The organism is Cytobacillus sp. NCCP-133, from assembly GCF_026011715.1.
Taxonomy (GTDB): domain Bacteria; phylum Bacillota; class Bacilli; order Bacillales; family Cytobacillaceae; genus Cytobacillus.
Map to the genome: position 1 here is coordinate 699928 of NZ_BRVM01000001.1, position 22241 is coordinate 722168.

The following is a 22241-nucleotide window of genomic DNA, read 5'->3' on the forward strand; positions in this document are numbered from 1 at the left end:
TTGAGCTCATCTCCTTTACTTCCCCTTCTTTTTCAAGATAACAGAAAGAGCATTTTCGCATACTGAAACACTCATCGGGGTAGTCCCCAAAAGTTCCCCATCAGCATGGGCCGGGATAGAATGCGAAGAACGGATGGTTATCTCCTTTCCCTCTAGTACAGCCACCTCTTCAAAGGCAACATGCTTCCCTTTAAAGACAGTTGCAAAGACAAATAATAGCTTTACCTTTGATATATTGTGGACAACCGTAAGATTTAGAATTCCGTCAAAAGGATTTGCGTCAGGGGAAATCTTCATTCCGCCTCCATAAAAGGGCTGGTTGGATAAAGTAACAAACCATGCCGATCCAAAGGAATGCTTCTTCCCGTCAATCTCGATTTCAAGATTTGAACATTTATAGGTAAACAGCTCTCTTACCAGAAAAAAGACATAAACAAATTTGCCGAGTGAAAAATGATTTAAAAGCCCTTTGACTTTTGAACTGTTAACCTTTTCAGCAACTTGGGCATCGAATCCAGCACCCATGTTATTTATAAAATATGTTTCTTTATCTCCTGTGTGTCTTATGACGCCAATATCCGTTTTGACCGGCCTGTAATCAACTCCTTTTAGAATTTCATTTAGAGCACTTACAGGTTTTTTTGGAACTCCGAAGCCACGGGAAAAATCATTCCCTGATCCTCCCGGGATAAAGGCAATATTCACATTTGGATACAAGGCGCTCCCATTCACAACTTCATGAAGAGTTCCGTCGCCTCCGACCGCTATCAGATCCAATCGCTGCCCCTTAGCTGCTTCAGCAAAAGCTCTGGCTTGTTCTTTAGCATGCCCGGGATATTCTGTAAAGCAGGCTGAATATGAGATGCTTTCATGCTCCAGGACCTGTTTTACCTTTAGCCAGACTTTTTGGCAATTTCCATTCTTTGCCTGCGGATTGATAATAAAAATGACAGAGCTTTTATTGGCTGCAGCATTGTTATTATTGATCATCCGCATTCTCCCACTCCAGCCTCCTTACTGATGTGGTCTGGCAATAGTGAAAAAGGGCCTGGGCTCCTTTTAGCTGCATATGTTTGAGAGGGGAACGCTGGTTTCTCATACTTTGGAACCAGTCCTGATAATTACGCTTTTCTATAAATTGAACATCAAAAGGAGCTGTCGGAAAATCAATATAACCATTTCTGCACAGTATGGCTTTTTGAATTGGCAAGTCGATATCATGGAGCTCAAAAACTTTGCTTACAATCTTTTCTGTCCTGTTTAACGCCAGCAAGGGGTTAAGAATCTTCTTGTCTCCCGCTGTTCCTTTCTTGGTCCAGAACCGTTCCTTAGATCCTGAAAACACTGCTAAATCCTCTGCCTCCAAAAAACTGATGCACCAAGCTTCCGTCGGGCTTATCAATATGGATTCTGTTTCTACTGGTGCCTGCTTCAGCAAAAAAATAGGATTGTACAAAGTAAGATAAGTATCCGGAAACCTTTGCAGAAAATATTTAAGTTTTTCATCATAATAGTATCGTTTATCAGGAAAGGATTTTTCTGTTAGAGTCGACGTGGCCCACTTCATTTGAAAACGGAAGAGCTGATCCAGAAATTGATGCTTTAAGGTGTCGAGCGTCTCCGGACGCACTGAAAAAGAAGCTTTAAAATCAAGAGCATCCTCTGCTTCTTCTTTCTGTTGAAACACCTGCGGGCTCAATTCTTCTTCATTTTTTTCCCGCTTTAAGAAACTCTTTAATTTATCCATAAGAGGTTCTTTTTCTTCATCAGTCCAGCCGCTGCTGCCTGAAAACTGGTCCTCCGGCTCGAAGATGGAGCTTTCCTTTGATTCCCATGCATGATGCCACTTACCCCACTGCTGTTTCTTCAGTCTGACAAAACGGGAAGGATAGATAAAAATATCCTGTTCATAACGTGAAACATAATCCTGCAATTTAATTAACTGTCCCATTTCTCCTAGCCCTGCTTTCGTAAAAACTTCTATCTATCTGCTATATGTTCAAAGCTCTTTTAATACTGACTGTGGTTTTCTCTGCAAATTTCAGTAAGAAAATCAAAGTACGTAAAAAATCTATGTATCTAAATGTTATTCCACCAAAAGCGGAAAGATGGCAATACTTTCGTATTTTGGTGTTTTGTCTAAATGTGTACGGTAGAGAACAACCCCAGAAGCAGAGAATTCAATTGTTTTTTCTTTAAAAGGGTTATACTGATCAAGCATGCTTTTTTGAAAGTTCTCAGAACCAATCCATTTTCTTGCTATTGTGATGTGAGGCTTAAAAGGTCTTTTCTCCAATTTAAACCCGGCTTCCTTGCATGCGGAAAAAACCTGATCCCTTAAATAATGAAGCCTTTCCTCCCGCTCGGTATCACTCCAAAAAATTCTCGGAGCACTTTCATTTCCAAAAACACCTAGCCGATTTATGAACAGCGGAAATGATTTTACATTTTTGATAGAGTCAGCCACCAGCTTTGCTGCAGCAATGAGCTTGTCCTCAGGCGCCGATCCCAAAAATGCCAAAGTAATATGGTAATCGTCATGATGAACCCAGCGGCTAAAGGGGAATTTCCCTTTCAATTCTTCACAATGCTCATTGAGTTTCTTTTTTGTCTCGGAAGGCAATTTTAGCGCAAAGAAAAAATGCGCATTTTGCTGATTTCCCACTGAATCAACCCCTATATTTTTACCTATTTTATCAAACATCCCTTAAAATTGGCAGTTCCTTTATTAAAGCCATCCCTAATATTTAAAATAATTTAAAACCCTTTGATTTGATTGGAATAGTCTGTTTTAGGTATGATGAATATGATATAACTTAATTATAGATTCCCTAAATGCGAATGGAATTAAACGGAAACACACAAAATAACAGCGGGATAGAAGCGATCTTGTTTGTTATATAATTTTTCAGCCTTTATCGAAAGGGAGAGTCAGATGAAAATAGTCAATAATATTGCAGATTTAATCGGCGATACTCCGCTTGTAAAATTAAACAGGCTTGCTCCGGAAAATGGCGCAAGCGTTTATGCCAAGCTTGAATTTTACAACCCAAGCCGAAGCGTAAAAGATCGCGCTGCCTTTAACATGATTGTTGAAGCAGAGAAGGCAGGCAAATTAAAGCCCGGTTCAACCATCATTGAACCGACAAGCGGGAACACGGGTATTGGACTGGCAATGAATGCTGCCGCCCGTGGCTATAAAGCCATTCTTGTTATGCCGGATACGATGACGGCTGAACGGATCAATCTTTTAAAAGCATATGGTGCAGAGGTCGTTCTGACGCCAGGAGATGACAAAATGCCGGGAGCCATTCAAAAAGCCAATGAACTGGCTGACGAAATTCCAAACAGCTATGTTCCGATGCAATTCGAAAACAGTGCCAACCCGGATGCGCATAGGCATTCGACGGCACTGGAAATTATCGACGGCATGAAGCAAATTGGCAAAAACCTTTCCGCATTCGTTGCTACTGCGGGAACAGGCGGAACCATTACAGGTACTGGAGAAGTTCTTAAAGAGCATTACCAAGGACTGGAAGTTCATGTTGTTGAGCCAAAAGGCTCGCCAGTATTATCTGGAGGAAAACCCGGAAAACATAAACTTGTCGGCACAAGTCCAGGGTTTATTCCGGAAATTTTAAATACAGATGTTTACGATGAAATTCATCAAATCAAAGATGAAGATGCTTATGATACAACACGCAGGATGGCGAGAGAGGAAGGCATTCTTGTGGGTCCATCATCAGGGGCAGCCTGCTTTGCTGCCATCCAGGTAGCAAAGAGGCTACCGCCGGAAGACGTTGTTGTATTTATCGTTTGTGATACAGGCGAAAGATATCTTTCAAGTGACCTATTCCAATTTGAATAAAATATTGAAAAACCCCCGGCGCTCCTCCGGGGGTTTTGCGTTTCAACATCTTTATTAAACCTGCAAGCTCCCGCATTGCCTCTCAATTTCTGTCTCAAAAAGATCTTGCAGCTTCCTTGTAAGAGGTCCAGGGGTACCAGCGCCTATCGGTTTCCCTTCAATTTCAGTAATAGGTGTAATTTCTGCAGACGTGCTGGACAAAAATACTTCATCTGCTTGTTTTAAATCCTCAATTGTAAAAGCAGTTTCTTCCAGAGCAATTTCGTTTGCCTGGCAAAGTTCATTGATCTTGCGGCGTGTAATGCCGTTAAGAATCAGATTCGTAGCAGGATGCGTGCAAATCTTTCCATTCCTGACAATGGCAATATTGGACGAGCTTCCTTCTGTTACTGTTTCTCCGCGGTGCTGAATGGCTTCGAAGCATCCTGACTGTGCTGCTTTTTGTTTAGCCATGATGTTGCCAAGCAAATTCAGGCTCTTAATATCACAGCGAAGCCAGCGGATGTCTTCAACTAAAAGGGCTTTTACACCTTTTTTCATGTTTTCTTCAGGCCTTGTTGTTTCACGTGTATAGGCTGTGAATGCAGGGAGCACATCTTCGCCAGGATATGCATGGTTTCTTGGCGAAGTGCCCCTCGTAAATTGCATGTACACAATCCCCAGTTCCAGTTTATTTTTCACAATCATCTGTTCAAGCAGATGTTTTAGCTTTTTAACGGGATAAGAGATGTTCAGTTCAATTTTTTTTCCGCTTTCCAAAAGCCGCTCAAGATGCTCTTCAGCTGTAAACATTTTTCCATTATAAACTCGAATCACTTCATAAACGCCATCACCAAATTGATAGCCGCGGTCTTCCATATCCACTTTTGCTTTAGAACGATCAATAAATTCCCCATTCAAAATAACATATTCCATATTTCCTGCCACTCCCTGTGCCTGGTTTCTTTATTATTGTTTTGCTGTTTTTTTAACAAATCTTTGGGCCATCATAACAGGGTTTAAGTCTCTTTCGCAAGCTCATATATAGCCTGTGCATAAATAGCTGTTGCTCTCAGCAAGTCTTCTATAAACATATATTCATCTTTTTGGTGGGCAATGTCTTCCCTTCCGGGGAATAGCGGCCCGAAAGCAACACCAGACTTCAAGGAGCGTGCATAGGTGCCCCCTCCGATGGATAATAGTTCTGCTTTATTGCCTGTCTGCTGTTCATATACTTTTCTCAGTGTTTGAATCAGGAAATCATCCTCTTTTACATGGTGAGGCTTGGAATCAGTAAAATTCTCCAACCTGAAGTGTTCTTTCTCTGCCAGGTTCAGCAGCTGACCCTTTGTTTCTTCCATATCATTTGTAACAGGGTAACGAACATTAAAGCCCAGACGGCCGCCATTTTCCTGTGAATAGGATAGTTTGCCGACATTGACGGTTAAGTCGCCCGTTTTTTCATCCGTACAAGCGATTCCAAGCTTCCCTCCCCTGGAATCATCACATAGAAATCGGGTTACGAATTCAAAGTACTGGGATGCTTTAGCATCTATTTGAAGGGAGGCAAGAAATGATGCCAAAAGAATGCCGGCATTCTTTCCATTGTCCGGTTCCATTCCATGAGCCGATACTCCCTGAAGTTCAAGAATCAATTCCCCATTATCGATGTAATATTTACCCTCAAGCTCCGTTTTTTTAAGAAAATGGATATACCTCTGCACTGCCTCTGTCTGTTCAAGGTGGACAACTAGGCTGGCTTTCGCAAAGTCGGGAACCATATTGTACCTTCTTCCAGACTGAAAAGAAATGACTTCAGCCAATACGTCTTTTTCTGATTCTTCGTATTTTCCGATCTGGACGAAGTCAAAATCAGTTATACCCTTTTCGGCGTAAATGATTGGGAAGTCAGCATCCGGGGCGAATCCCATTGCCGGCATTTCCTCTTGCTTAAAATAATGTTCAACACAGCGCCAATCACTTTCCTCGTCTGTTCCAATAATCATGCGGACACGCTTGCTCAGAGGCAACTCCAATTCCTTTACGATTTTCATGGCATAATAAGCAGCCATTGTCGGGCCTTTATCGTCAATGGCACCTCTGGCAAAAATCTTTCCATCGCGGATTTCCGCTCCAAAAGGATCGCTTGTCCAGCCGTCACCTTCTGGGACAACATCAACATGGCAAAGCACCCCAACGATCTCTTCGCCTTGGCCAAACTCTAGGTGGCCTGCCAAATTGCCGACATTTTTCGCTGTGAAGCCATCCTTTTCACCAAGATCGAGCATAAAATCGAGGGCTTCTTTGACACCTTCCCCAAGCGGCGCAGCTTCTGAAGCGTTTTCCTCATCCAGGAGACTTTTAATCCTTAAAAGTTTTTGGGTATCTTCTATTAAAGCATCCTTTCTTTTTTCCACTTCTTTCTTCCAATCCAGAACATTCATCGGGTTTCCTCCTTATCATTGTTCAGCTGTCAATTTTATATATGTATCATGGTCACAAATAATATATAATATGGCTCCTTGCGGGATATTCTCCTCCAGCCGGCGGTTAATATTCATATCCTGGCCTGAACTGATTAAGGTTGCCCCTTTTTCAAGCAAATGATGAAATGCATCCCTGTAAGTCACCCACTCCGAAGATACGGGAATCTGATATAAATCCTCCCCCACTTTACGGCTCATCAACTGTGAGTAGATCGTAGTCGCTCCTTTGGAAAGAACCGCCTGTGCAGCCATTCTGGAGATCATTTCATCTGAAATAATAAACTCATCAACAGACACATGCTTAAACAGGTCCATGTGTTTCTCTACCTTTAATTCAACTGTAATATGCAGATCGCCTGCAAGACGCTCAATTCCAGTAGCAATCAATAAGGATTTCCCATCTGTCAGCTGGTTATCTTCAATTGAGTCATCCGCGAAAATGATAACACTTTTAGCATCTTTAATATTGGCCATTTCCAGAACCGCTTCATCAGCAGCATCTCCATGGACAAAATGAACAATATCATGTTTCACCGGCGTTTTCTCCAGCATGGCGACCAGCACGATTTCTTTTTTTGGATCGGCTAACCTGATTTCTTCCAAAGCATGCTCCGCTTTCTTAGACCAGCCGACAACGACAATATGATTTCTCCCATTATAACTCATCTTCCCCTCCTCCTGCTTAACACGGAATTGCGCAAAGCCTTCTACTAATTTCCCAATGACAATTCCGATTAGGCCAATTCCAATCAAGTACAAGAATATGGCATACACTCTTCCGGCAACTGAGACCGGGTAAAAATCGCCATATCCAACTGTCGTTACCGTTGTCATCACCCACCAAAAAGAATCAAAATAATTGGTAAAGGTCTGAGGTTCTATAAGTGTCATCAATATCGTGCTGCATATAATCAAAAGTCCGCTTGAAAGAAAGATCAGCCAGTTATTAAGCGTATAAAGCCTTTTAAGAAACCTTCTAAATAGAATGTCCATCCCTCCTTCTCCAACAATATCATTATAAATAATTTCGCCGATATTTTCCTCCACTATTAAATCCTAGCTGCTCACAGTCCTCGGGGAACACCTAATTGAGAAAATAAGAACAGCCAGAAAGCCACAATAAGGCCTAATAGCAAAATCGCAATGATAAATAATGCCATAGCCTGAGGCAATATCCACATTCAATAAGTTCATATTTTCTCCTCCTGACAATACTTACGGACCAGAAAGGAAAAGGTTGCCTATCTTTAAAGGTTTTTTAAGGCTTTTTCAAAGGAATTTTTTTAAGATTTATCCCGAATCCAAATTCCTCCAGAGAGGATAAGTTACCCATTGATTACCAAACAAATATATTAGACTTTTTGAATTTTCAGTACATATTACTAGCCCCCTCCACCATAAGGTATAGTAAAGCCGTTTCCCAAGAATGTTTATCCCGGCACATAAAGGGAAAATAAACATACATTAAAAAGGAGGGAGAAGCACAGACTAGGAAGGGAAGCGTAAATATTTTGTAAATTTGTTTCCTTAAAGTAGAAATTATCAGATAATAGAGTTACAATATAGTCAGATGTATGACATCTAGTTAGAAAAAGCGTAAGGCCTTGACCATCCCTGATAACTTGAGGGGGTAGGCACTAACGCAAAACAGATGTCGATGTTCAAAGTTTTTACTTTCTTTTATTGAAAATAACCAGAATACAAAGGAGTTGTCTGGGGAAAAGAAAACTACATACCTTTGGAGGGATATCCTTCAATGTAGCTGTCGGTTGCAGGGAATTGCCATGGGGTTTGAAAAAAGGATAGGGAGTGGTTTTTTGAAACCTTCAACTAACCGGATGTTAAACCGTGTAAAATCCGTCTACATGTTTATCAGTAAGCGCGGAACTGTAACAACTCAGGAGCTTGTAGAGGAATTTGGTATTACTCCTCGCACCATACAAAGAGATTTGAATGTCCTTGCCTACAATGACTTGGTGAAAAGCCCAAGCAGAGGCAAATGGACCATTACACAAAAGAAAGTAAAGATATCATCTTAACAAGAAAGATAACCCACATAATAGATTTAGAAAAATCGCCCCGAACTGGGCGATTTTTTTGTCTTTATTTTACTTCATAACTCAGCAGCATTTTGAGCTCTTCATCTGTCAGCTCCCGATACTCTCCCAATTCCAGTGTTTCATCAAGCTCGAGAGGTCCCATTGTGAGCCTTTTTAAATAAATGACTCTTTTCCCAACTGCTTCAAACATTCTTTTCACCTGATGAAATTTTCCTTCTGTAATCGTTAATTCAATATCAGAAGTTATGCCTAATTTCAATATTTTCAGTTCTCCTGGCTTCGTTTCATAGCCATCTTCCAAGATAACACCTTCCTTAAAAGCAGCAATATCGTCCTCTGTTACCTCGCTGTTAATGACAGCATAGTAGGTTTTAGGAACATGCTTCTTTGGAGAAAGCAGCCGATGTGCAAGCTGGCCGTCATTCGTCAGCAGCAAAAGGCCTTCTGTATCCTTATCAAGTCGCCCAACAGGGAAAGGAGATAATACAAGGTCCTCCATCTCCAGCAAATCCACAACTGTCTCAAATTGGGAGTCTTCCGTTGCAGAAATCACACCAGGCGGCTTGTTCATCATCAAATAGACGAACTCTTTATATTCAACCCTCTCACCATTGATAATGACAGCATCCTCCTCAGGATTTACATGGTGTTTCGGATCTTTCACTTTTTCATCGTTAACGGTTACACCCCCGTCTTTTAATAGCTTTTTAACATCTTTTCGGCTGCCAAATCCAAGATTGGCCAGCATTTTATCAATTCTCATTGTTGGACCTCCAATTAATTTCTAAATTAATGGGCATCTATCTATTCCAACGCAGCCCGGTATTGCATAGACTACTATCATATATTCGGATGAATACGTTAGAGGAGATGGTTCGTATGTACCCGCGCCAGCAAGGGCAAGGCATCTATATCCCTCTTCCCGGCTTTACCCCAGGTTATCCTGGTTACCCGGGAGGCGGCAATACTGACAGGCGGATTGAACACCTGGAACGCCAAATGCAAAGGCTTGAGCAGCAAGTTGACCGGCTCGATCGCAGGCTTGACCGGATTGAAAGGCGTCTCGGAATAGGCGATGGCGGTTATCGCGAGTATTAAATTTAAGGAAAAAGGTCTCCATCTGCGGAGACCTTTTTTATTATGCCCTCAGCCTAAGCTTGTTCAGCATTCTATCAACTCTTGACCCAAACAGGATATAGATTAACTTGGTTCTGAAACTTAAGTAGAAATAGATTCCCGCTCCTGCAGCTGCACAGATGGCGACAATGATCATCGCCTGCAGATCCGCTTTAGGTGATAAAAAGATCGTGGCAACCTGGTACATAACACCTGCTGCTATCATCATTAATACGGTAAAAATGATAATTAAGAGCCCTCTTCTGAACACTAAGCTGTATTTATATCCTGAAAAATATTTAATTACAAAAAGATTAATTAAAATTGCAACCCCATATCCCAGAGCGGTGGCCAGGACAGCTCCCTTTGTCTCCATTAATTTTATTAAAGGGATATTCAAACTTAGTTTGATCAGAATTCCAACCAATAAACTCAGAACTGTAAAACGCTGTTCGTTAATTCCCTGCAGGATTGCCGCTGTAACTGAATATAAAGCAAACAGGATTACTACTGGAGCGTATGCCTGCAGCACTTCACTTCCCTGCAAGTCATGCTCATAAAAAAGGGTATAAATAGGCTCGGATAAGATGGCCAATCCAACAGCAGCCGGCAAAGTTAAAAACATTAGCACTTGAAATGTCTGATTTAATTGTTTGTTCAGACTCAATTGATCATCCTCTATAAATGCCTTTGTGATGCTTGGTACAAGTGTTAATGAAAAAGCTGTCGCCAAAGAAACGGGAATAATAACTAATTTATGGGTTTGATAATTTAAAATAGAAAGAGCATCTTCTGACAGGTTTCTTGGTATTCCGATAGAAACCATCGCTCTATTGAAGGTTAGCAAATCTACGAACTGGAAAACAGGATTGGCTATTCCCACTAAAATAAACGGGATAGAGTAAATGAGTATTTCTTTATAAATCTCTTTTAATGAAATGTTTATAGTACCTTTATCCTGGAAAAGGAGCTCATTAAGATACGGCTTCCTCTTATACCAATACCAGTATAACACAGCAAGGCTTCCCAATCCCCCAATAAATGCTGCAAAAGTAGCCACACTGACTGCTGTCACCATACTGCCCTTAAGAACATTTAAAACGATGAAAGCACCCGCAAGCAGAAACACAATTCGAACAATCTGCTCGACCACCTGGGAAACAGCAGAAGGCCCCATAGATTGATGACCTTGGAAAAAACCGCGAATCAAACTCATAAAAGGGATGATAATTAACGCAAAACTAACAGCACGAATAACCGTTACTATTTCATCAGCTGACCCCAGCCCTTTATCAGCCCGAATCGTTTCAGCAAGTAAAGGAGCAGAAAAAAATAGGACAAGAAAGGCGATAAATCCGCTAATAAGCATAATAACGAGCCCGGATTTAAACAGTTTTCTTCCAACTGCATACTCTTCCAGCGCATTGTATTTTGATATAAATTTAGAAACTGCAAGCGGAACGCCTGCCGTTGCAATGCTTATGAAAATGGTATAAGGCACGTATGAGTATTGGTAAAGGAGTGTTCCTTCCTTCCCAACTATAGAATAAAAAGGAATAACATAGAACAGCCCAAGAAACTTTGAAATAAAGGTTCCCAGCGTTAATATAAAAGTACCTCTTAAAAGCTTAGATGACATATAATCCCTTCCTTAGAAAACTGCAGCCTGCAATCTATGCAAGAATAATATGATTAGACTGAAGCTTATAGCGACAATGATTTTAGCATAAATAAAATTAGATTTCGTCATTTTTCTATCTTTTTAGACACACTATTTGTAGTGTACTCTTCTTGACGAAGAAATGCCACTTACAAAACCTGTATATAAAGGCTTTGTTTTTAGAAAACGAATAATTGCATTATAATAGAACTATTGCTTAAAAAGTGAATTAAGATAAGTTGGTGAAAACATGAAATATGATGTAATTGTAATTGGCGGAGGGCCGTCAGGATTAATGGCCGCCATTGGAGCAGCAGAACAGAAAGCAAAGGTGCTTTTGATCGATAAAGGGGACAAGCTTGGCAGAAAGCTTGCGATTTCCGGCGGAGGCCGATGCAATGTCACAAATAGGCTTCCTGTGGATGAAATCATTAAGCATATCCCTGGCAATGGACGCTTTTTGTACAGCGCCTTCTCCCTCTTCAGCAATGAAGATATTATCAGGTTCTTTGAGAATCTGGGCATACAGCTGAAAGAGGAAGACCATGGGCGGATGTTTCCTGTGACAGACAAAGCCCAATCTGTTGTGGATGCCCTGATAACCAGACTAAAAGAATTGAAGGTTGATTTAAAAACCAATAGCCCTATTCAGGATGTCCATTATAAAGATGGCAGGGTAAAGTCGGTGGAGCTTAAGTCAGGCAATTTGTATGAAGCCGATGCTGTGGTCATTGCAGTCGGAGGAAAGTCCGTACCCCACACAGGCTCAACGGGAGATGGCTATGCATGGGCGGAAAAAGCGGGTCATACCATCACAGAACTTTTTCCTACAGAAGTCCCTTTGACCTCGGCGGATAAATTTATTAAAGAAAAAACGCTGCAGGGATTATCGCTTAGAAGTGTGGAGCTTAGTGTTTTGAATCCTAAAGGAAAACCGCTTATCACCCATCGGATGGATATGATTTTTACCCATTTCGGCTTTAGCGGCCCAGCCGTATTGCGCTGCAGCCAGTACGTAGTCAAGGCAATGAAAAAGTGGAAACTAAAAGAAGTCACAATGAATCTCGATGCCATTCCCGAAACAAAGGAAGAACCTTTATTCCAGGAAGTGTCCAAAATGATTAAGAATGAACCGAAGAAAAGCATTAAGAATCTATTAAAAGGGTTACTGCCCGAAAGATACTTGCTGTTTCTTCTTTACAAAAATGGAATCGACCCTGCTGCACAGGGAGCGAATATCTCTAATGAAAAAATCAGAAGCTTTATAAAAAGCTGCAAATCCTTTCAATTTACTGTTAACGGCACATTGCCGCTTGATAAAGCATTTGTTACCGGCGGGGGTGTATCCGTTAAAGAAATTGAACCGCAAACGATGGCATCAAAAAAGATGGACGGCCTTTTCTTCTGCGGTGAAATCCTGGATATACACGGCTATACAGGCGGATACAATATCACATCCGCTCTCGTAACCGGCAGGCTGGCAGGGATAAACGCAGCCGAGTCTGCACAAACAGCAAAATAAAAAATATAGAGCCTGATGCCTGCCGCGGCTTCAGGCTCTATATATGACCATCGCAGAAAAACAGTAAATCTGCTCGTCTTCATCCTCTTGGACTGCTGCCACATTATATTTTATATCCAGCAGCTTTTTCTCTTCGATCTTCTCCAAAAAGTGGTTCATATCCTTTTCTAGATCCTTTTCGTGTTCATGATCGAATAATTTCACCTTTATCATAGAACTCTTCCTTTCTGGCTTTTTTTAATCAGTTTGGACAATTTTCTTAATTTTTAAAATTATGAGTATTAAAAAACGAAGCCTTGTCGGCTCCGTTTTTTTTATTCTGTCTTGCCTTGCCAGTTCAGCATGCCGCCTACCATATTGCGAACCTTATAGCCTTGTTCTTTCATATAGTTGCACACATTTCCGCTGCGGCCGCCGGAGCGGCAAATGAAAATGTATTCTTTTTCCTTATCGAAATTATCAAGATTTTCCGGAATTGTCCCCATACGGATATGTCTCGCACCAGGAATCATGCCAGATGCAACCTCATCATCTTCCCTTACATCCACAAGCTCAAGCTTCTCTCCTGCTTCCAGCTTCTTTTGCAATTCTTCTGTTGTAATTTCTTCAATACGGTCCATTATTTACACCCTTTCCGAAAAACTTATAAATACAGGCATATAGCATTAATACTTGCCGCCACTTCTATAATACCTTATATGGCACACAAAATATAAATATGGAGTTTCTCTTATCTTAGGTACAAACAATTAGCTGTGTCTACTTCTTATATCTAATAAACCTTTAGCATTCCTCCTATTAACCTGAGATAATAGGGAGCTTCCTTTATTGGTCGATCTCTCTTAACTGATAATAAGCGGGAAATGTTTCAGCCCACCCTTTTTTGATGCATTTTCTCCATCAATCCCTTCTGGATGTTGCTTCTATCCATCTCTTTGTTACCTCTTTTCCATCAGCCCCCGCAAGATGGCATCTGTATTACCCTCTCCCTATGAAAAAGAGGCACTAATCGCTCCTCCACCCTTTGGTCAGTCCACGTGTTGTTAATATTTTACAATAAAAGATAACCACCCCTATTTCATAATAGAGGTGGTTGCTGCAAAAATTTAATTCGCAACGATATTAACCAGTTTTCCTGGTACCGTAATGACTTTGCGGACTGTTTTACCGTCGATTTGTTCTTTTACTTTGTCATCACACATGGCGATTTGCTCCAATAGATCCTTCTTGGCATCAGCCGGAACCATAAGCTTAGCTTTAACTTTGCCGTTAATTTGAATAACGATTTCCACTTCATCATCAACCATTTTAGCTTCATCGTATGCAGGCCAAGTTTCATAGGCAATGCTTTCACCGTGGCCAAGTTTTGTCCAAAGCTCTTCAGAAATATGCGGAGCGATTGGCGAAAGCATTTTTACAAAGCCTTCGACATAGCTCTTCGGAAGGACATCTGCTTTATAGGCTTCATTGATGAATACCATCATTTGCGAAATGGCTGTATTAAAGCGCAACCCTTCGTAGTCTTCAGTTACCTTTTTAACCGTTTGATGGTAAACCTTTTCAAGACTGCCGCCTTCTTCAGTCTCCTGGATTTTCGGGCTTAGTTCGCCAGTTTCTTCAGCAAATAAGCGCCAGATGCGGTCAAGGAATCTCCTTGATCCATCCAAGCCATTTGTAGACCATGCAATGGAAGCTTCAAGCGGTCCCATGAACATTTCATATAAACGAAGTGTATCTGCCCCATGACTGGCAACAATCTCATCCGGGTTAACAACATTGCCTTTGGATTTACTCATTTTCTCATTATTCTCACCAAGAATCATGCCCTGGTTAAATAGCTTTTGGAAAGGTTCTTTCGTGTGGACAACTCCTACATCATAAAGGACCTTATGCCAGAAGCGGGCATAGAGAAGGTGAAGAACTGCATGTTCTGCTCCGCCTATATAGATGTCAACCGGAAGCCATTCTTTTAATTTTTCAGGATCTGCAAGGGCTTCACTGTTTTTGGGATCAATATAGCGCAGATAGTACCAGCAGCTGCCTGCCCATTGCGGCATCGTATTTGTTTCTCTGCGGCCTTTTTTGCCTGTTTCAGGATCAACAACATGAACCCAGTCATCAATGTTGGCTAAAGGTGACTCACCTGTGCCGGATGGTTTAATTTCCGTTGTTTTTGGAAGGACCAATGGCAGCTCCTCTTCCGGAACGGCAGTCATGGTACCGTCTTCCCAGTGGATAACTGGAATGGGTTCTCCCCAATAGCGCTGACGGCTGAATAGCCAGTCACGAAGGCGATACGTAACCTTTTTCATGCCAATGCCTTTTTCTTCAAGCCATGCAATCATCTTTTCGATCGCATCTTCTTTGTTCAAACCATTAAGGAAATCGGAGTTAACATGCTCTCCGTCGCCTGTGTAGGCTTCCTTCTCAACATCTCCGCCGGCAACTACCTCCTTAATAGAAAGGCCAAATTGCTTGGCAAACTCATAGTCACGCTCGTCATGAGCAGGTACGGCCATTATCGCACCTGTTCCATAGCTTGCAAGAACATAGTCCGCAATCCAGATTGGCATTTTTTCGCCGTTAACAGGATTAGTGGCATACGCACCTGTGAAAACGCCTGATTTTTCTTTAGCTAAATCAGTACGCTCTAAGTCGCTCTTGCTTTTAACTTTTTCAATATAAGCCTGAACTGCCTCACGCTGCTTATCAGTTGTAATTTTGTCAACAAGTACATGTTCTGGGGCCAAAACAGCATATGTGGCACCATATAATGTATCAGGGCGTGTTGTAAAAACAGTAAATGTGCCATCATGACCTTCGATATTGAATGTCAATTCTGCGCCTTCAGAGCGGCCAATCCAGTTCCGCTGCATATCTTTAAGGCTTTCAGGCCAATCCAGCAAATCAAGATCCTCAAGCAGGCGATCTGCATAAGCCGTGATTTTCAGCATCCATTGTCTCATTGGGCGTCGCTCTACAGGGTGTCCTCCTCGCTCACTTTTCCCGTCAATGACCTCTTCATTGGCAAGAACGGTTCCCAAAGCAGGGCACCAGTTAACCGCTACTTCATCAATATAAGCAAGCCCTTTTTCATATAGCTTTAAGAAAATCCATTGAGTCCATTTATAGTATTCAGGATCTGTTGTATTCACTTCACGCTCCCAGTCATATGAAAAGCCTAATGCCTTAATCTGGCGGCGGAACGTATTAATATTTTTCTCCGTGAATTCTGCGGGATCATTTCCTGTATCAAGTGCATATTGCTCTGCAGGCAAACCAAATGCATCCCATCCCATCGGATGAAGAACATTATAGCCCTGCATGCGCTTCATGCGGGAAAGGATATCTGTTGCTGTGTAACCTTCCGGATGGCCAACATGAAGTCCTGCGCCCGATGGGTAAGGGAACATATCCAGCGCATAAAACTTGCGCTTGCCTTTATCTTCAGTTGTTTTGAATGTTTTATTTTCGTCCCAGTAGCTTTGCCACTTTTTTTCAATCTCCAGGTGATTGAAGCTCATTTTTGTTTCCTCCTAATATCAGAAAGTGCAGGGCGCCCGCTTATCCAAGGGCCGCAGACTAAAACCGCCACGTCCTGTGGCAACGTCTGCATGACCCGCATCCTCCCAAAAGCTTTCGCTTTTGGTCGTGCGAAGGTAATGCTGACGAAGCCTTCCTTGTCCTGCGGGCCTCAAGCATAAGACGAGCCGGCGGAAAGGTTGTTCTTTAACCTTTTTGACGGATTGGCTTATACCCAAGAGCCGATGGATTACCGAGCTAGACTACTTTCTGACTTCAAAAATTTGTACTTCTTAAAAAAATAAAAAAACCTCTCATCCCAAAAAGGGACGAGAGGATTATGTATAAATCTCCCGCGGTACCACCCACATTAGTGACAATGTCACTCACTTCATTCATCCTTAACGCGGAAAACGGCAAGCATTACTGCTAATTCACACTTGCTGCTCAAAGGCGAGTTCATGATGTGCCCGGCTGACTTGCACCGTCCGTCAACTCTCTAAAATCGGGCTGCGTCATCATTACTGATCCTTATCAAAGCATTTCAGTATAAGATATGACTATTGTATTAAATTTCCCGCCAGGATGCAAGCGGGCTTATCCCTGACAGGAAATTTAATATTAAGACTATGCAGAGTTCATTGGTTATGTGCTTGCATTCGCTTATATTCCACAAACATAACCAAATTTCTTAAGCTATTTCAAATCAGTGAAATGAGGATGGAAGAACCATAGAAGTATAGCAATTATGGGAATCGACACCAGCAATGCAATCCCAGGCTTTTTATAATGCATTCGGAGCATCGTGAACATGATTAGATTAAACAGCACAGACCACCAAAAGTTCCAGCCGTTATCATAAACAAACAGGCCCTTCTTAGAGAACAAATACTCAAGCACCGAAAAATAAGCGATCCAGACGACAATATAAAAGATCTTTTTCTTTAAGCTTTTTTCAGGAAAATAGCGAAGATAAATCATGACGACAATCGGAATGATGATCAAGGTGAAGGTAATTTCAATTAGTGTGTGATTTAGCCAATCAAAGGTAACTGCCCTGTACGCCCAAAGAGTATGATTATAAAATAAAAAGTTATAAAGAAAGTTGGAGATCATATAAAATTGAACAGTGGGGTAATAATCCTTCCACCTTTTCCAATCAACAAACTTCCATGCAAAAAATAGATAAACTAGAACAACCACTATCAAATACATCTTATCTCCACCAATTATCTGCCATTTTCCATTATCACCAATATACCCATCTTTTTAGCTGTTTTATTCCTATTCCTATTCCTATTGCAATAGAAAAAGAGGGCATTTCCGCCCTCTTTCATCCAGCTTATTTCCACTTTTATAAATTACTGTACTGTATATCCCCCATCAATTACCACTGCCTGACCCGTAATCCCTCTTGCCCCGTCACTAGCCAAAAAGATCGCGTAGTCAGCAATTTCCTCCACAGTTAAAAGCCTTTTTTGCGGCACTAATGGATAAATGACTTCTTCGATCGCTTTTGCAAGTGGTACATTTCTCGTTTTGGCAAGATCATTCAGCTGGTTTCTTACCAGCGGAGTATCTACATAGCCAGGGCAAATTGCATTAACGGTAATTCCCTCCCCGGCTGCTTCCAATGCAGCAACTTTCGTAAGGCCAATTACGCCATGCTTCGCGCTGTTATATGCAGCTTTTCCTGCAAATCCAATCAAGCCATTAATTGAAGCCATGTTGATTATTCGTCCCGACTTTTGTCTTTTCATGATTGGCATGGCATGCTTGATGGCTATGAATGGTGCCGTCAGCATGACCTTAATGAGAAACTCAAATGTTTCAGTTGGAAAATCTTCAATAAACGAGACATGCTGCAGCCCTGCATTATTAATGAGGACATCCAGCGTTCCAAATTGGCTGACGGTTTCCTGAATAGCCTCCTTTATTTCAGCTTCCGATGTCACATCACATTTAAGGCCAATCGCTTTAAATCCTTCCTTCTGCAATTGCTCTGCAGCTTTTTTAACGGCATCTGCCTGTATATCTGTTAGAACAATTCGCGCCCCGTTCTCAGCAAACCTTTTTCCTATTTCATAGCCTATCCCCTGGGCTGCACCAGTAATGAAAACTACTTTATTTTTTACCATGAATGATCTCCTTTCAGAAAACAAAGCCGGGGCTTCGCTAGAGTGAGCCCCTGCCGAATTTAGATTCCAAGTCCAAGAGAGAACAAGATTATAGCAAGTGCAAGTCCGATCAGCGGAACAATTACCGTAACAGCAGCAACAGCTCCATATGCTGCCTGATGAGTTTCTCCGCAAATTGCTCTTACAGTCGTAACGACATAGCCATTATGCGGCAATGAGTCGAGCGCTCCAGATGAAATGGCAACAGTCCTGTGAAGGGCTTCTGCATTGACGCCCATGTCCATATAGTGCGGTGCCAAAATGGGCAAAGCGATCGCCTGCCCCCCTGAGGCTGAACCGGTCAAACCTGCGATCACACTGACAGCGATAGCGCCGCCAATCAATGGGCTGCCAGGGATGCTAGTCATCCAATCTACCGCAGTTGCAAAAGCAGGAACAGCCTTAGCCACTCCGCCAAACCCTACAACAGCGGCTGTATTGCCAATCGCGATTAATGCACCAAGCGTTCCATCGGAAACTGCATTCCAGAAATTCGTAAAGTACTTGCGATTTAATAAATACGCAGCAATGACACCGCCCAATAATGCGAGAATAAGTGCAGATTGCTTAAGAGAATCATGGAACACAAATGAGATTACTAGTACGACGATCAAAGGAACTACGCCCATGAATGGATGCGGCAAATCCTTGTTTTCCGTTACAGGGTCCTGTTTGCGGGATTCGAAGGCCTCCCCTTTGTTCACTGCCTTCGTGATCATGCGCTTTAGCCACCAATAACCGAAAATCATCATAAACACGGCAACAATCAAACTGACTTCCCAGCCTGCATAGGGAGTAGTTCCAAGGTATTCGATTGGAATCCAGTTCTGTATTTCCGGTGATCCTGCAGATGTCATCGTAAAAGTAACAGAACCAAAAGCAAGCGCTGCAGGAATAAATCTTCTTGGCAGATTTGCCTGCTTAAATAAGCTTAATGCCATGGGATATACAGAAAAGGCAACGACAAACAGGCTGACGCCTCCGTACGTTAAAATGGCACAGGAAACCACTATGGCGAGAACTGCATATTTCATACCCAGTTTATCCACAGCCATTTTTGATACACTGTCCGCAGCACCGCTATCCTCCATTACTTTTCCAAAGATAGCTCCCAATAGGAACATTAAATACCACGACGTGACAAAACCTGAAAAGCCGGACATATAGTTTCCAACCAAATTGGCCTCGCCTTCTCCTGCAAGCTGCGGAAACAGCGGCATGCCGCTAAAAACAGCGACAAACAGTGCGGATAATGGCCCAACAACCAGCAGGTTCATCCCCCGCATCGTTAAGAAAATCAGCAGGGCGAGCCCGCCTATTAACCCAATCATACTTAGCATTTCATTTCCCCCTTGAATTTAAATATGACAAAAATTAAATGCTCCCTCCTATTTGTAACCGTTTACAAAAAATATGCAGCAATCACTTATCTGCTAATTAGTTTTGCAAGAAGTGTGCCAACATGAACTTCCTTTTAGGTATAGGCCTAATGAAAAAAATCCGAATATTTTTTCCGGAATTCTGGAATAGGAAAATAGCAAGTCCTATCATTTACTAGATTATCTTTCAGACTATTCCGTCATAAATACAACATATTGTTTATATTTTTACTAGAATCCAAACAGTCCAGAAATTCGGAATGGATTCCGAATTTCTGGACTGTTGAAGATCTATACAATTCCGTATTTTTTTAGCTTTTCATACATGGAAGATTTACTAATGCCAAGGACCTTCGCCGCTTCTAAGCGGTCATTATTATATTTGTTTAGACTTTGTGTGAGAATCCTCTTTTCCGTTTCTTCGAGAATATCTTTTAAATTCTTTTTGCCAACCGGATAGACCGCAGATTCTTTCAAATAATCTGGAAGTGATTCCGCGGTAATGGTTTCATTGCTCGTTAAATGTACAGATGCTTCAATGACATTTTCGAGCTCTCTAATATTCCCCGGCCAGCTATACTGATGAAATTTTTCAATAACATCATAATCGATTGCCCCGATCCTCTTACCTGATTTTTTGGTTATTTTTTCAATAAAATAATCAATCAAGAGAGACAAATCCTCCATCCTTTCACGCAATGCCGGCACCATAAACGGCACAACATTAATGCGGTAAAACAAATCCTCTCTAAAGCGCTTTTCTTCCATCATCTTTTCAAGAGGCCTATTGGTTGCTGCTATAATCCGGACATCCACTTTAACCGGTGAAGTCGAACCAACGCTTTCAATTTCCCCCTCCTGGAGTGCCCTCAATAGCTTTACCTGCATATTCAGCGGCATATCGCCAATTTCGTCCAAAAATAAGGTTCCCCCATCAGCAAGCTGAAATTTTCCTTTTTTGCCTCCCTTTTTTGCACCTGTAAAGGCCCCTTCCTCATAGCCAAACAGCTCAGATTCCAGCAGTTGCTCCGGTATAGCTCCACAGTTTATTTTGACAAAAGGCTGATGGCTCCTATTGCTGAGCTGATGAATGCTGTGCGCAAACAGTTCTTTCCCCGTTCCGCTTTCCCCGCGGATGAGGACTGAAATATCACTGGCAGCTACCATCTTAACTTTTTCTTTTAGGCTATGAATTTGTTTGGATCTGCCCAAAATATCGTCAAGGCTATATTTAACGCTCCGGTCAAGGTCCTGGATATAGCTTTGGATTTTTGTCAGCATGCTCTTCACATGGCTGTTCATTTGCATCCATTCCTTTGTATCCCTGAAAAACACCGTCCCAAAGGCACCAATTACTTTCCCATCTGAAACGATTGGAATCCGGTTGGCGATCATATAATTCCCTTTTATATATTGGAGATCTGCAATTTCTTCCTTGCCTGTTTCAGCGACAATATGCATGCGTGAATTTTCGATCACTTGAGAGACATGCATTCCCAAGATATGCTCCCTCTCTACTTCAAGAAAATCGCAATAATTTTTATTGATATAAATAATTTCTCCTTGTTCATTCACAACCACCAGCCAGCCGAAAGCGTTCTCTACAATCGTTTCAACAATTTGGATTGGCAACTCAAACAATGCATTTCTCATCTTTCTTTCCCCTTTTAGGACAAGCTCTTTTCTCTATTTTATCACATTTTTCTGATAATTATTTTAGCAATAAAGGTATTCTTCCCTCTTTAATTGACCATACCAATACTAACCGAAAGCTTGGGAGGTGTACGAATGAAGGGCATTTATTTGATTAACCCACACTGGCAATCCGGAAATTTGTCCAAAGAGGAAAGTGTTCAGCTTCAAAAACAAGCTTTGGAGGCATATATCGAAGAGCAGAATATCTTTCCTGTAAAACTCAATCAATGGCAGCTAAATGATTATTACACAATCCCCCACGCTTTGCTTTATGACTTGAAGCAGCATAAAACAGATTTGGATATTCTTCTGCTCTACTCCGAAAAAGTACTGAAAGATTTCATTGATTCCTATCCAGCAAGATGGCTGGTTTTAAAAAGCTTTTTCGGTGAGGTTATATTTGCAGACAAGCAAACAGAAGAGTATTTGGAGGGCGCCGGCTAAGGTGATCACTATGTTATTTGTTGATTTCGCTCGATTTTTGATAGATAAAGACTTGCCTAAATGTTCGTGAATGTAAATAGTATTTAACGGCCACAAAAAAGAAGAGCCCATTACATTCACTGCCATACCAATAATCAATAGCCATAAGGTACGCGGCATTCAAAACGCCCCTTTTACTCCATTTTTATTTTATCCTGAGGACAGCTGCCCCAGAGACTTATATTTCGAAATCCAAAATAATTTTAGATGTTTTTTCCTGTCCTTGCAATAGGTTTTTATCCGTTTTTTATAGACAGAATAATTCCGCTATTTCAGACTAATTAAAACCCCGAT

The 22241-nt window shown here is 41.6% G+C and carries 20 protein-coding genes, 1 pseudogene and 1 other annotated feature; of the genes and pseudogenes, 5 read left to right on the top strand and 16 right to left on the bottom strand.

Annotation, left to right across the window (positions count from 1 at the left end; translation table 11 throughout):
- Positions 1-15: 15 nt before the first annotated feature.
- The 3 genes from NCCP133_RS03480 to thpR form a co-directional block, all read right to left on the bottom strand.
- Complete coding sequence (locus NCCP133_RS03480; RefSeq protein WP_264803562.1) at positions 16-990, bottom strand: diacylglycerol/lipid kinase family protein; 975 nt, start codon at positions 988-990, stop codon at positions 16-18.
- Positions 980-1951 (bottom strand): NERD domain-containing protein, encoded by a 972-nt coding sequence (locus NCCP133_RS03485; protein ID WP_264803563.1) that lies wholly within the window; start codon positions 1949-1951, stop codon positions 980-982. The genes NCCP133_RS03480 and NCCP133_RS03485 overlap by 11 nt, the downstream gene beginning before the upstream one ends.
- Positions 1952-2086: 135 nt before the next feature.
- Positions 2087-2665: an RNA 2',3'-cyclic phosphodiesterase gene (thpR, locus tag NCCP133_RS03490; RefSeq protein WP_264803564.1), complete on the bottom strand. Its 579-nt coding sequence runs from the start codon at positions 2663-2665 to the stop codon at positions 2087-2089.
- 270 nt (positions 2666-2935) lie between these two features.
- On the opposite strand from thpR, the gene cysK reads away from it, so the two are divergent.
- Positions 2936-3868, top strand: coding sequence for a cysteine synthase A (gene cysK / locus NCCP133_RS03495; protein WP_264803565.1), 933 nt, complete (start codon positions 2936-2938; stop codon positions 3866-3868).
- Between the two features lie 54 nt (positions 3869-3922).
- On the opposite strand, the gene dat is transcribed toward cysK, so the two are convergent.
- The 3 genes from dat to NCCP133_RS03510 all read right to left on the bottom strand — a co-directional run bounded on the left by dat (position 3923) and on the right by NCCP133_RS03510 (position 7380).
- Positions 3923-4783 (bottom strand): D-amino-acid transaminase, encoded by an 861-nt coding sequence (gene dat / locus NCCP133_RS03500; protein ID WP_264803566.1) that lies wholly within the window; start codon positions 4781-4783, stop codon positions 3923-3925.
- An 83-nt stretch (positions 4784-4866) separates the two neighbouring features.
- Entirely contained in the window at positions 4867-6291 is a 1425-nt protein-coding gene (pepV, locus tag NCCP133_RS03505) for a dipeptidase PepV (protein ID WP_264803567.1), read from the bottom strand.
- 15 nt (positions 6292-6306) lie between these two features.
- The gene (locus NCCP133_RS03510; protein ID WP_264803568.1) at positions 6307-7380 is read right to left on the bottom strand and encodes a potassium channel protein; all 1074 of its coding nucleotides are present in this window, start codon (positions 7378-7380) and stop codon (positions 6307-6309) included.
- 770 nt (positions 7381-8150) lie between these two features.
- Here NCCP133_RS03510 and NCCP133_RS03515 point away from each other — a divergent pair.
- The gene (locus NCCP133_RS03515) at positions 8151-8372 is read left to right on the top strand and encodes a DeoR family transcriptional regulator (protein WP_214727979.1); all 222 of its coding nucleotides are present in this window, start codon (positions 8151-8153) and stop codon (positions 8370-8372) included.
- A gap of 64 nt (positions 8373-8436) precedes the next feature.
- Here the strand turns inward: NCCP133_RS03515 and NCCP133_RS03520 are convergent, their stop codons facing one another.
- Positions 8437-9156 carry a pseudouridine synthase gene (locus NCCP133_RS03520; protein ID WP_264803569.1) on the bottom strand — a complete coding sequence of 240 codons (720 nt, stop codon included), beginning with the start codon at positions 9154-9156 and terminating at the stop codon, positions 8437-8439.
- A 116-nt stretch (positions 9157-9272) separates the two neighbouring features.
- Here NCCP133_RS03520 and NCCP133_RS03525 point away from each other — a divergent pair, with 116 nt between their 5' ends.
- Complete coding sequence (locus NCCP133_RS03525; RefSeq protein ID WP_264803570.1) at positions 9273-9491, top strand: tropomyosin; 219 nt, start codon at positions 9273-9275, stop codon at positions 9489-9491.
- A gap of 40 nt (positions 9492-9531) precedes the next feature.
- Here the strand turns inward: NCCP133_RS03525 and NCCP133_RS03530 are convergent, their stop codons facing one another.
- On the bottom strand, positions 9532-11148 hold the full coding sequence (locus NCCP133_RS03530; RefSeq protein ID WP_264803571.1) for a putative polysaccharide biosynthesis protein: 1617 nt from the start codon (positions 11146-11148) through the stop codon (positions 9532-9534).
- A gap of 271 nt (positions 11149-11419) precedes the next feature.
- Between NCCP133_RS03530 and NCCP133_RS03535 the strand changes: the two genes are divergently transcribed.
- Positions 11420-12691 (top strand): NAD(P)/FAD-dependent oxidoreductase, encoded by a 1272-nt coding sequence (locus tag NCCP133_RS03535; protein WP_264803572.1) that lies wholly within the window; start codon positions 11420-11422, stop codon positions 12689-12691.
- A 30-nt stretch (positions 12692-12721) separates the two neighbouring features.
- Here the strand turns inward: NCCP133_RS03535 and NCCP133_RS03540 are convergent, their stop codons facing one another.
- From NCCP133_RS03540 to NCCP133_RS03570, 7 genes are all read right to left on the bottom strand, one after another.
- On the bottom strand, positions 12722-12904 hold the full coding sequence (locus NCCP133_RS03540) for a sporulation protein Cse60 (protein ID WP_009333366.1): 183 nt from the start codon (positions 12902-12904) through the stop codon (positions 12722-12724).
- Positions 12905-13005: 101 nt separating this feature from the next.
- Positions 13006-13311 (bottom strand): rhodanese-like domain-containing protein, encoded by a 306-nt coding sequence (locus NCCP133_RS03545; RefSeq protein WP_264803573.1) that lies wholly within the window; start codon positions 13309-13311, stop codon positions 13006-13008.
- A 486-nt stretch (positions 13312-13797) separates the two neighbouring features.
- Positions 13798-16215, bottom strand: coding sequence for a leucine--tRNA ligase (leuS, locus tag NCCP133_RS03550; RefSeq protein ID WP_264803574.1), 2418 nt, complete (start codon positions 16213-16215; stop codon positions 13798-13800).
- 320 nt (positions 16216-16535) lie between these two features.
- Positions 16536-16760, bottom strand: a binding site (T-box leader).
- 149 nt (positions 16761-16909) lie between these two features.
- Positions 16910-17428 (bottom strand): CBO0543 family protein, encoded by a 519-nt coding sequence (locus NCCP133_RS03555; RefSeq protein ID WP_264803575.1) that lies wholly within the window; start codon positions 17426-17428, stop codon positions 16910-16912.
- Positions 17429-17574: 146 nt separating this feature from the next.
- Entirely contained in the window at positions 17575-18351 is a 777-nt protein-coding gene (locus NCCP133_RS03560) for a 3-hydroxybutyrate dehydrogenase (protein ID WP_264803576.1), read from the bottom strand.
- A gap of 59 nt (positions 18352-18410) precedes the next feature.
- Entirely contained in the window at positions 18411-19730 is a 1320-nt protein-coding gene (locus tag NCCP133_RS03565; RefSeq protein ID WP_264803577.1) for a GntP family permease, read from the bottom strand.
- Positions 19731-20060: 330 nt separating this feature from the next.
- Positions 20061-21422: a sigma-54 interaction domain-containing protein gene (locus NCCP133_RS03570; RefSeq protein WP_264803578.1), complete on the bottom strand. Its 1362-nt coding sequence runs from the start codon at positions 21420-21422 to the stop codon at positions 20061-20063.
- Positions 21423-21557: 135 nt separating this feature from the next.
- Here NCCP133_RS03570 and NCCP133_RS03575 point away from each other — a divergent pair, with 135 nt between their 5' ends.
- A complete protein-coding gene (locus NCCP133_RS03575) occupies positions 21558-21908 on the top strand; it encodes a hypothetical protein (RefSeq protein ID WP_264803579.1) in 351 nt (116 codons plus the stop codon).
- Between the two features lie 39 nt (positions 21909-21947).
- Here the strand turns inward: NCCP133_RS03575 and NCCP133_RS03580 are convergent.
- A pseudogene (locus NCCP133_RS03580) lies at positions 21948-22067 on the bottom strand (MFS transporter); the annotation flags it as partial.
- Between the last annotated feature and the right edge of the window lie 174 nt (positions 22068-22241).

Excerpts from the sequence above, each read along its gene's own strand:
- NCCP133_RS03480 (WP_264803562.1), bottom strand. The coding sequence starts at position 990 with ATGATCAATAATAACAATGCTGCAGCCAATAAAAGCTCTGTCATTTTT.
- NCCP133_RS03485 (WP_264803563.1), bottom strand. The coding sequence starts at position 1,951 with ATGGGACAGTTAATTAAATTGCAGGATTATGTTTCACGTTATGAACAG.
- cysK (WP_264803565.1), top strand. The coding sequence starts at position 2,936 with ATGAAAATAGTCAATAATATTGCAGATTTAATCGGCGATACTCCGCTT.
- dat (WP_264803566.1), bottom strand. The coding sequence starts at position 4,783 with ATGGAATATGTTATTTTGAATGGGGAATTTATTGATCGTTCTAAAGCA.
- pepV (WP_264803567.1), bottom strand. The coding sequence starts at position 6,291 with ATGAATGTTCTGGATTGGAAGAAAGAAGTGGAAAAAAGAAAGGATGCT.
- NCCP133_RS03520 (WP_264803569.1), bottom strand. The coding sequence starts at position 9,156 with ATGAGAATTGATAAAATGCTGGCCAATCTTGGATTTGGCAGCCGAAAA.
- NCCP133_RS03525 (WP_264803570.1), top strand. The coding sequence starts at position 9,273 with ATGTACCCGCGCCAGCAAGGGCAAGGCATCTATATCCCTCTTCCCGGC.
- NCCP133_RS03530 (WP_264803571.1), bottom strand. The coding sequence starts at position 11,148 with ATGTCATCTAAGCTTTTAAGAGGTACTTTTATATTAACGCTGGGAACC.
- NCCP133_RS03535 (WP_264803572.1), top strand. The coding sequence starts at position 11,420 with ATGAAATATGATGTAATTGTAATTGGCGGAGGGCCGTCAGGATTAATG.
- NCCP133_RS03540 (WP_009333366.1), bottom strand. The coding sequence starts at position 12,904 with ATGATAAAGGTGAAATTATTCGATCATGAACACGAAAAGGATCTAGAA.
- NCCP133_RS03545 (WP_264803573.1), bottom strand. The coding sequence starts at position 13,311 with ATGGACCGTATTGAAGAAATTACAACAGAAGAATTGCAAAAGAAGCTG.
- leuS (WP_264803574.1), bottom strand. The coding sequence starts at position 16,215 with ATGAGCTTCAATCACCTGGAGATTGAAAAAAAGTGGCAAAGCTACTGG.
- NCCP133_RS03555 (WP_264803575.1), bottom strand. The coding sequence starts at position 17,428 with ATGTATTTGATAGTGGTTGTTCTAGTTTATCTATTTTTTGCATGGAAG.
- NCCP133_RS03560 (WP_264803576.1), bottom strand. The coding sequence starts at position 18,351 with ATGGTAAAAAATAAAGTAGTTTTCATTACTGGTGCAGCCCAGGGGATA.
- NCCP133_RS03565 (WP_264803577.1), bottom strand. The coding sequence starts at position 19,730 with ATGCTAAGTATGATTGGGTTAATAGGCGGGCTCGCCCTGCTGATTTTC.
- NCCP133_RS03570 (WP_264803578.1), bottom strand. The coding sequence starts at position 21,422 with ATGAGAAATGCATTGTTTGAGTTGCCAATCCAAATTGTTGAAACGATT.
- NCCP133_RS03575 (WP_264803579.1), top strand. The coding sequence starts at position 21,558 with ATGAAGGGCATTTATTTGATTAACCCACACTGGCAATCCGGAAATTTG.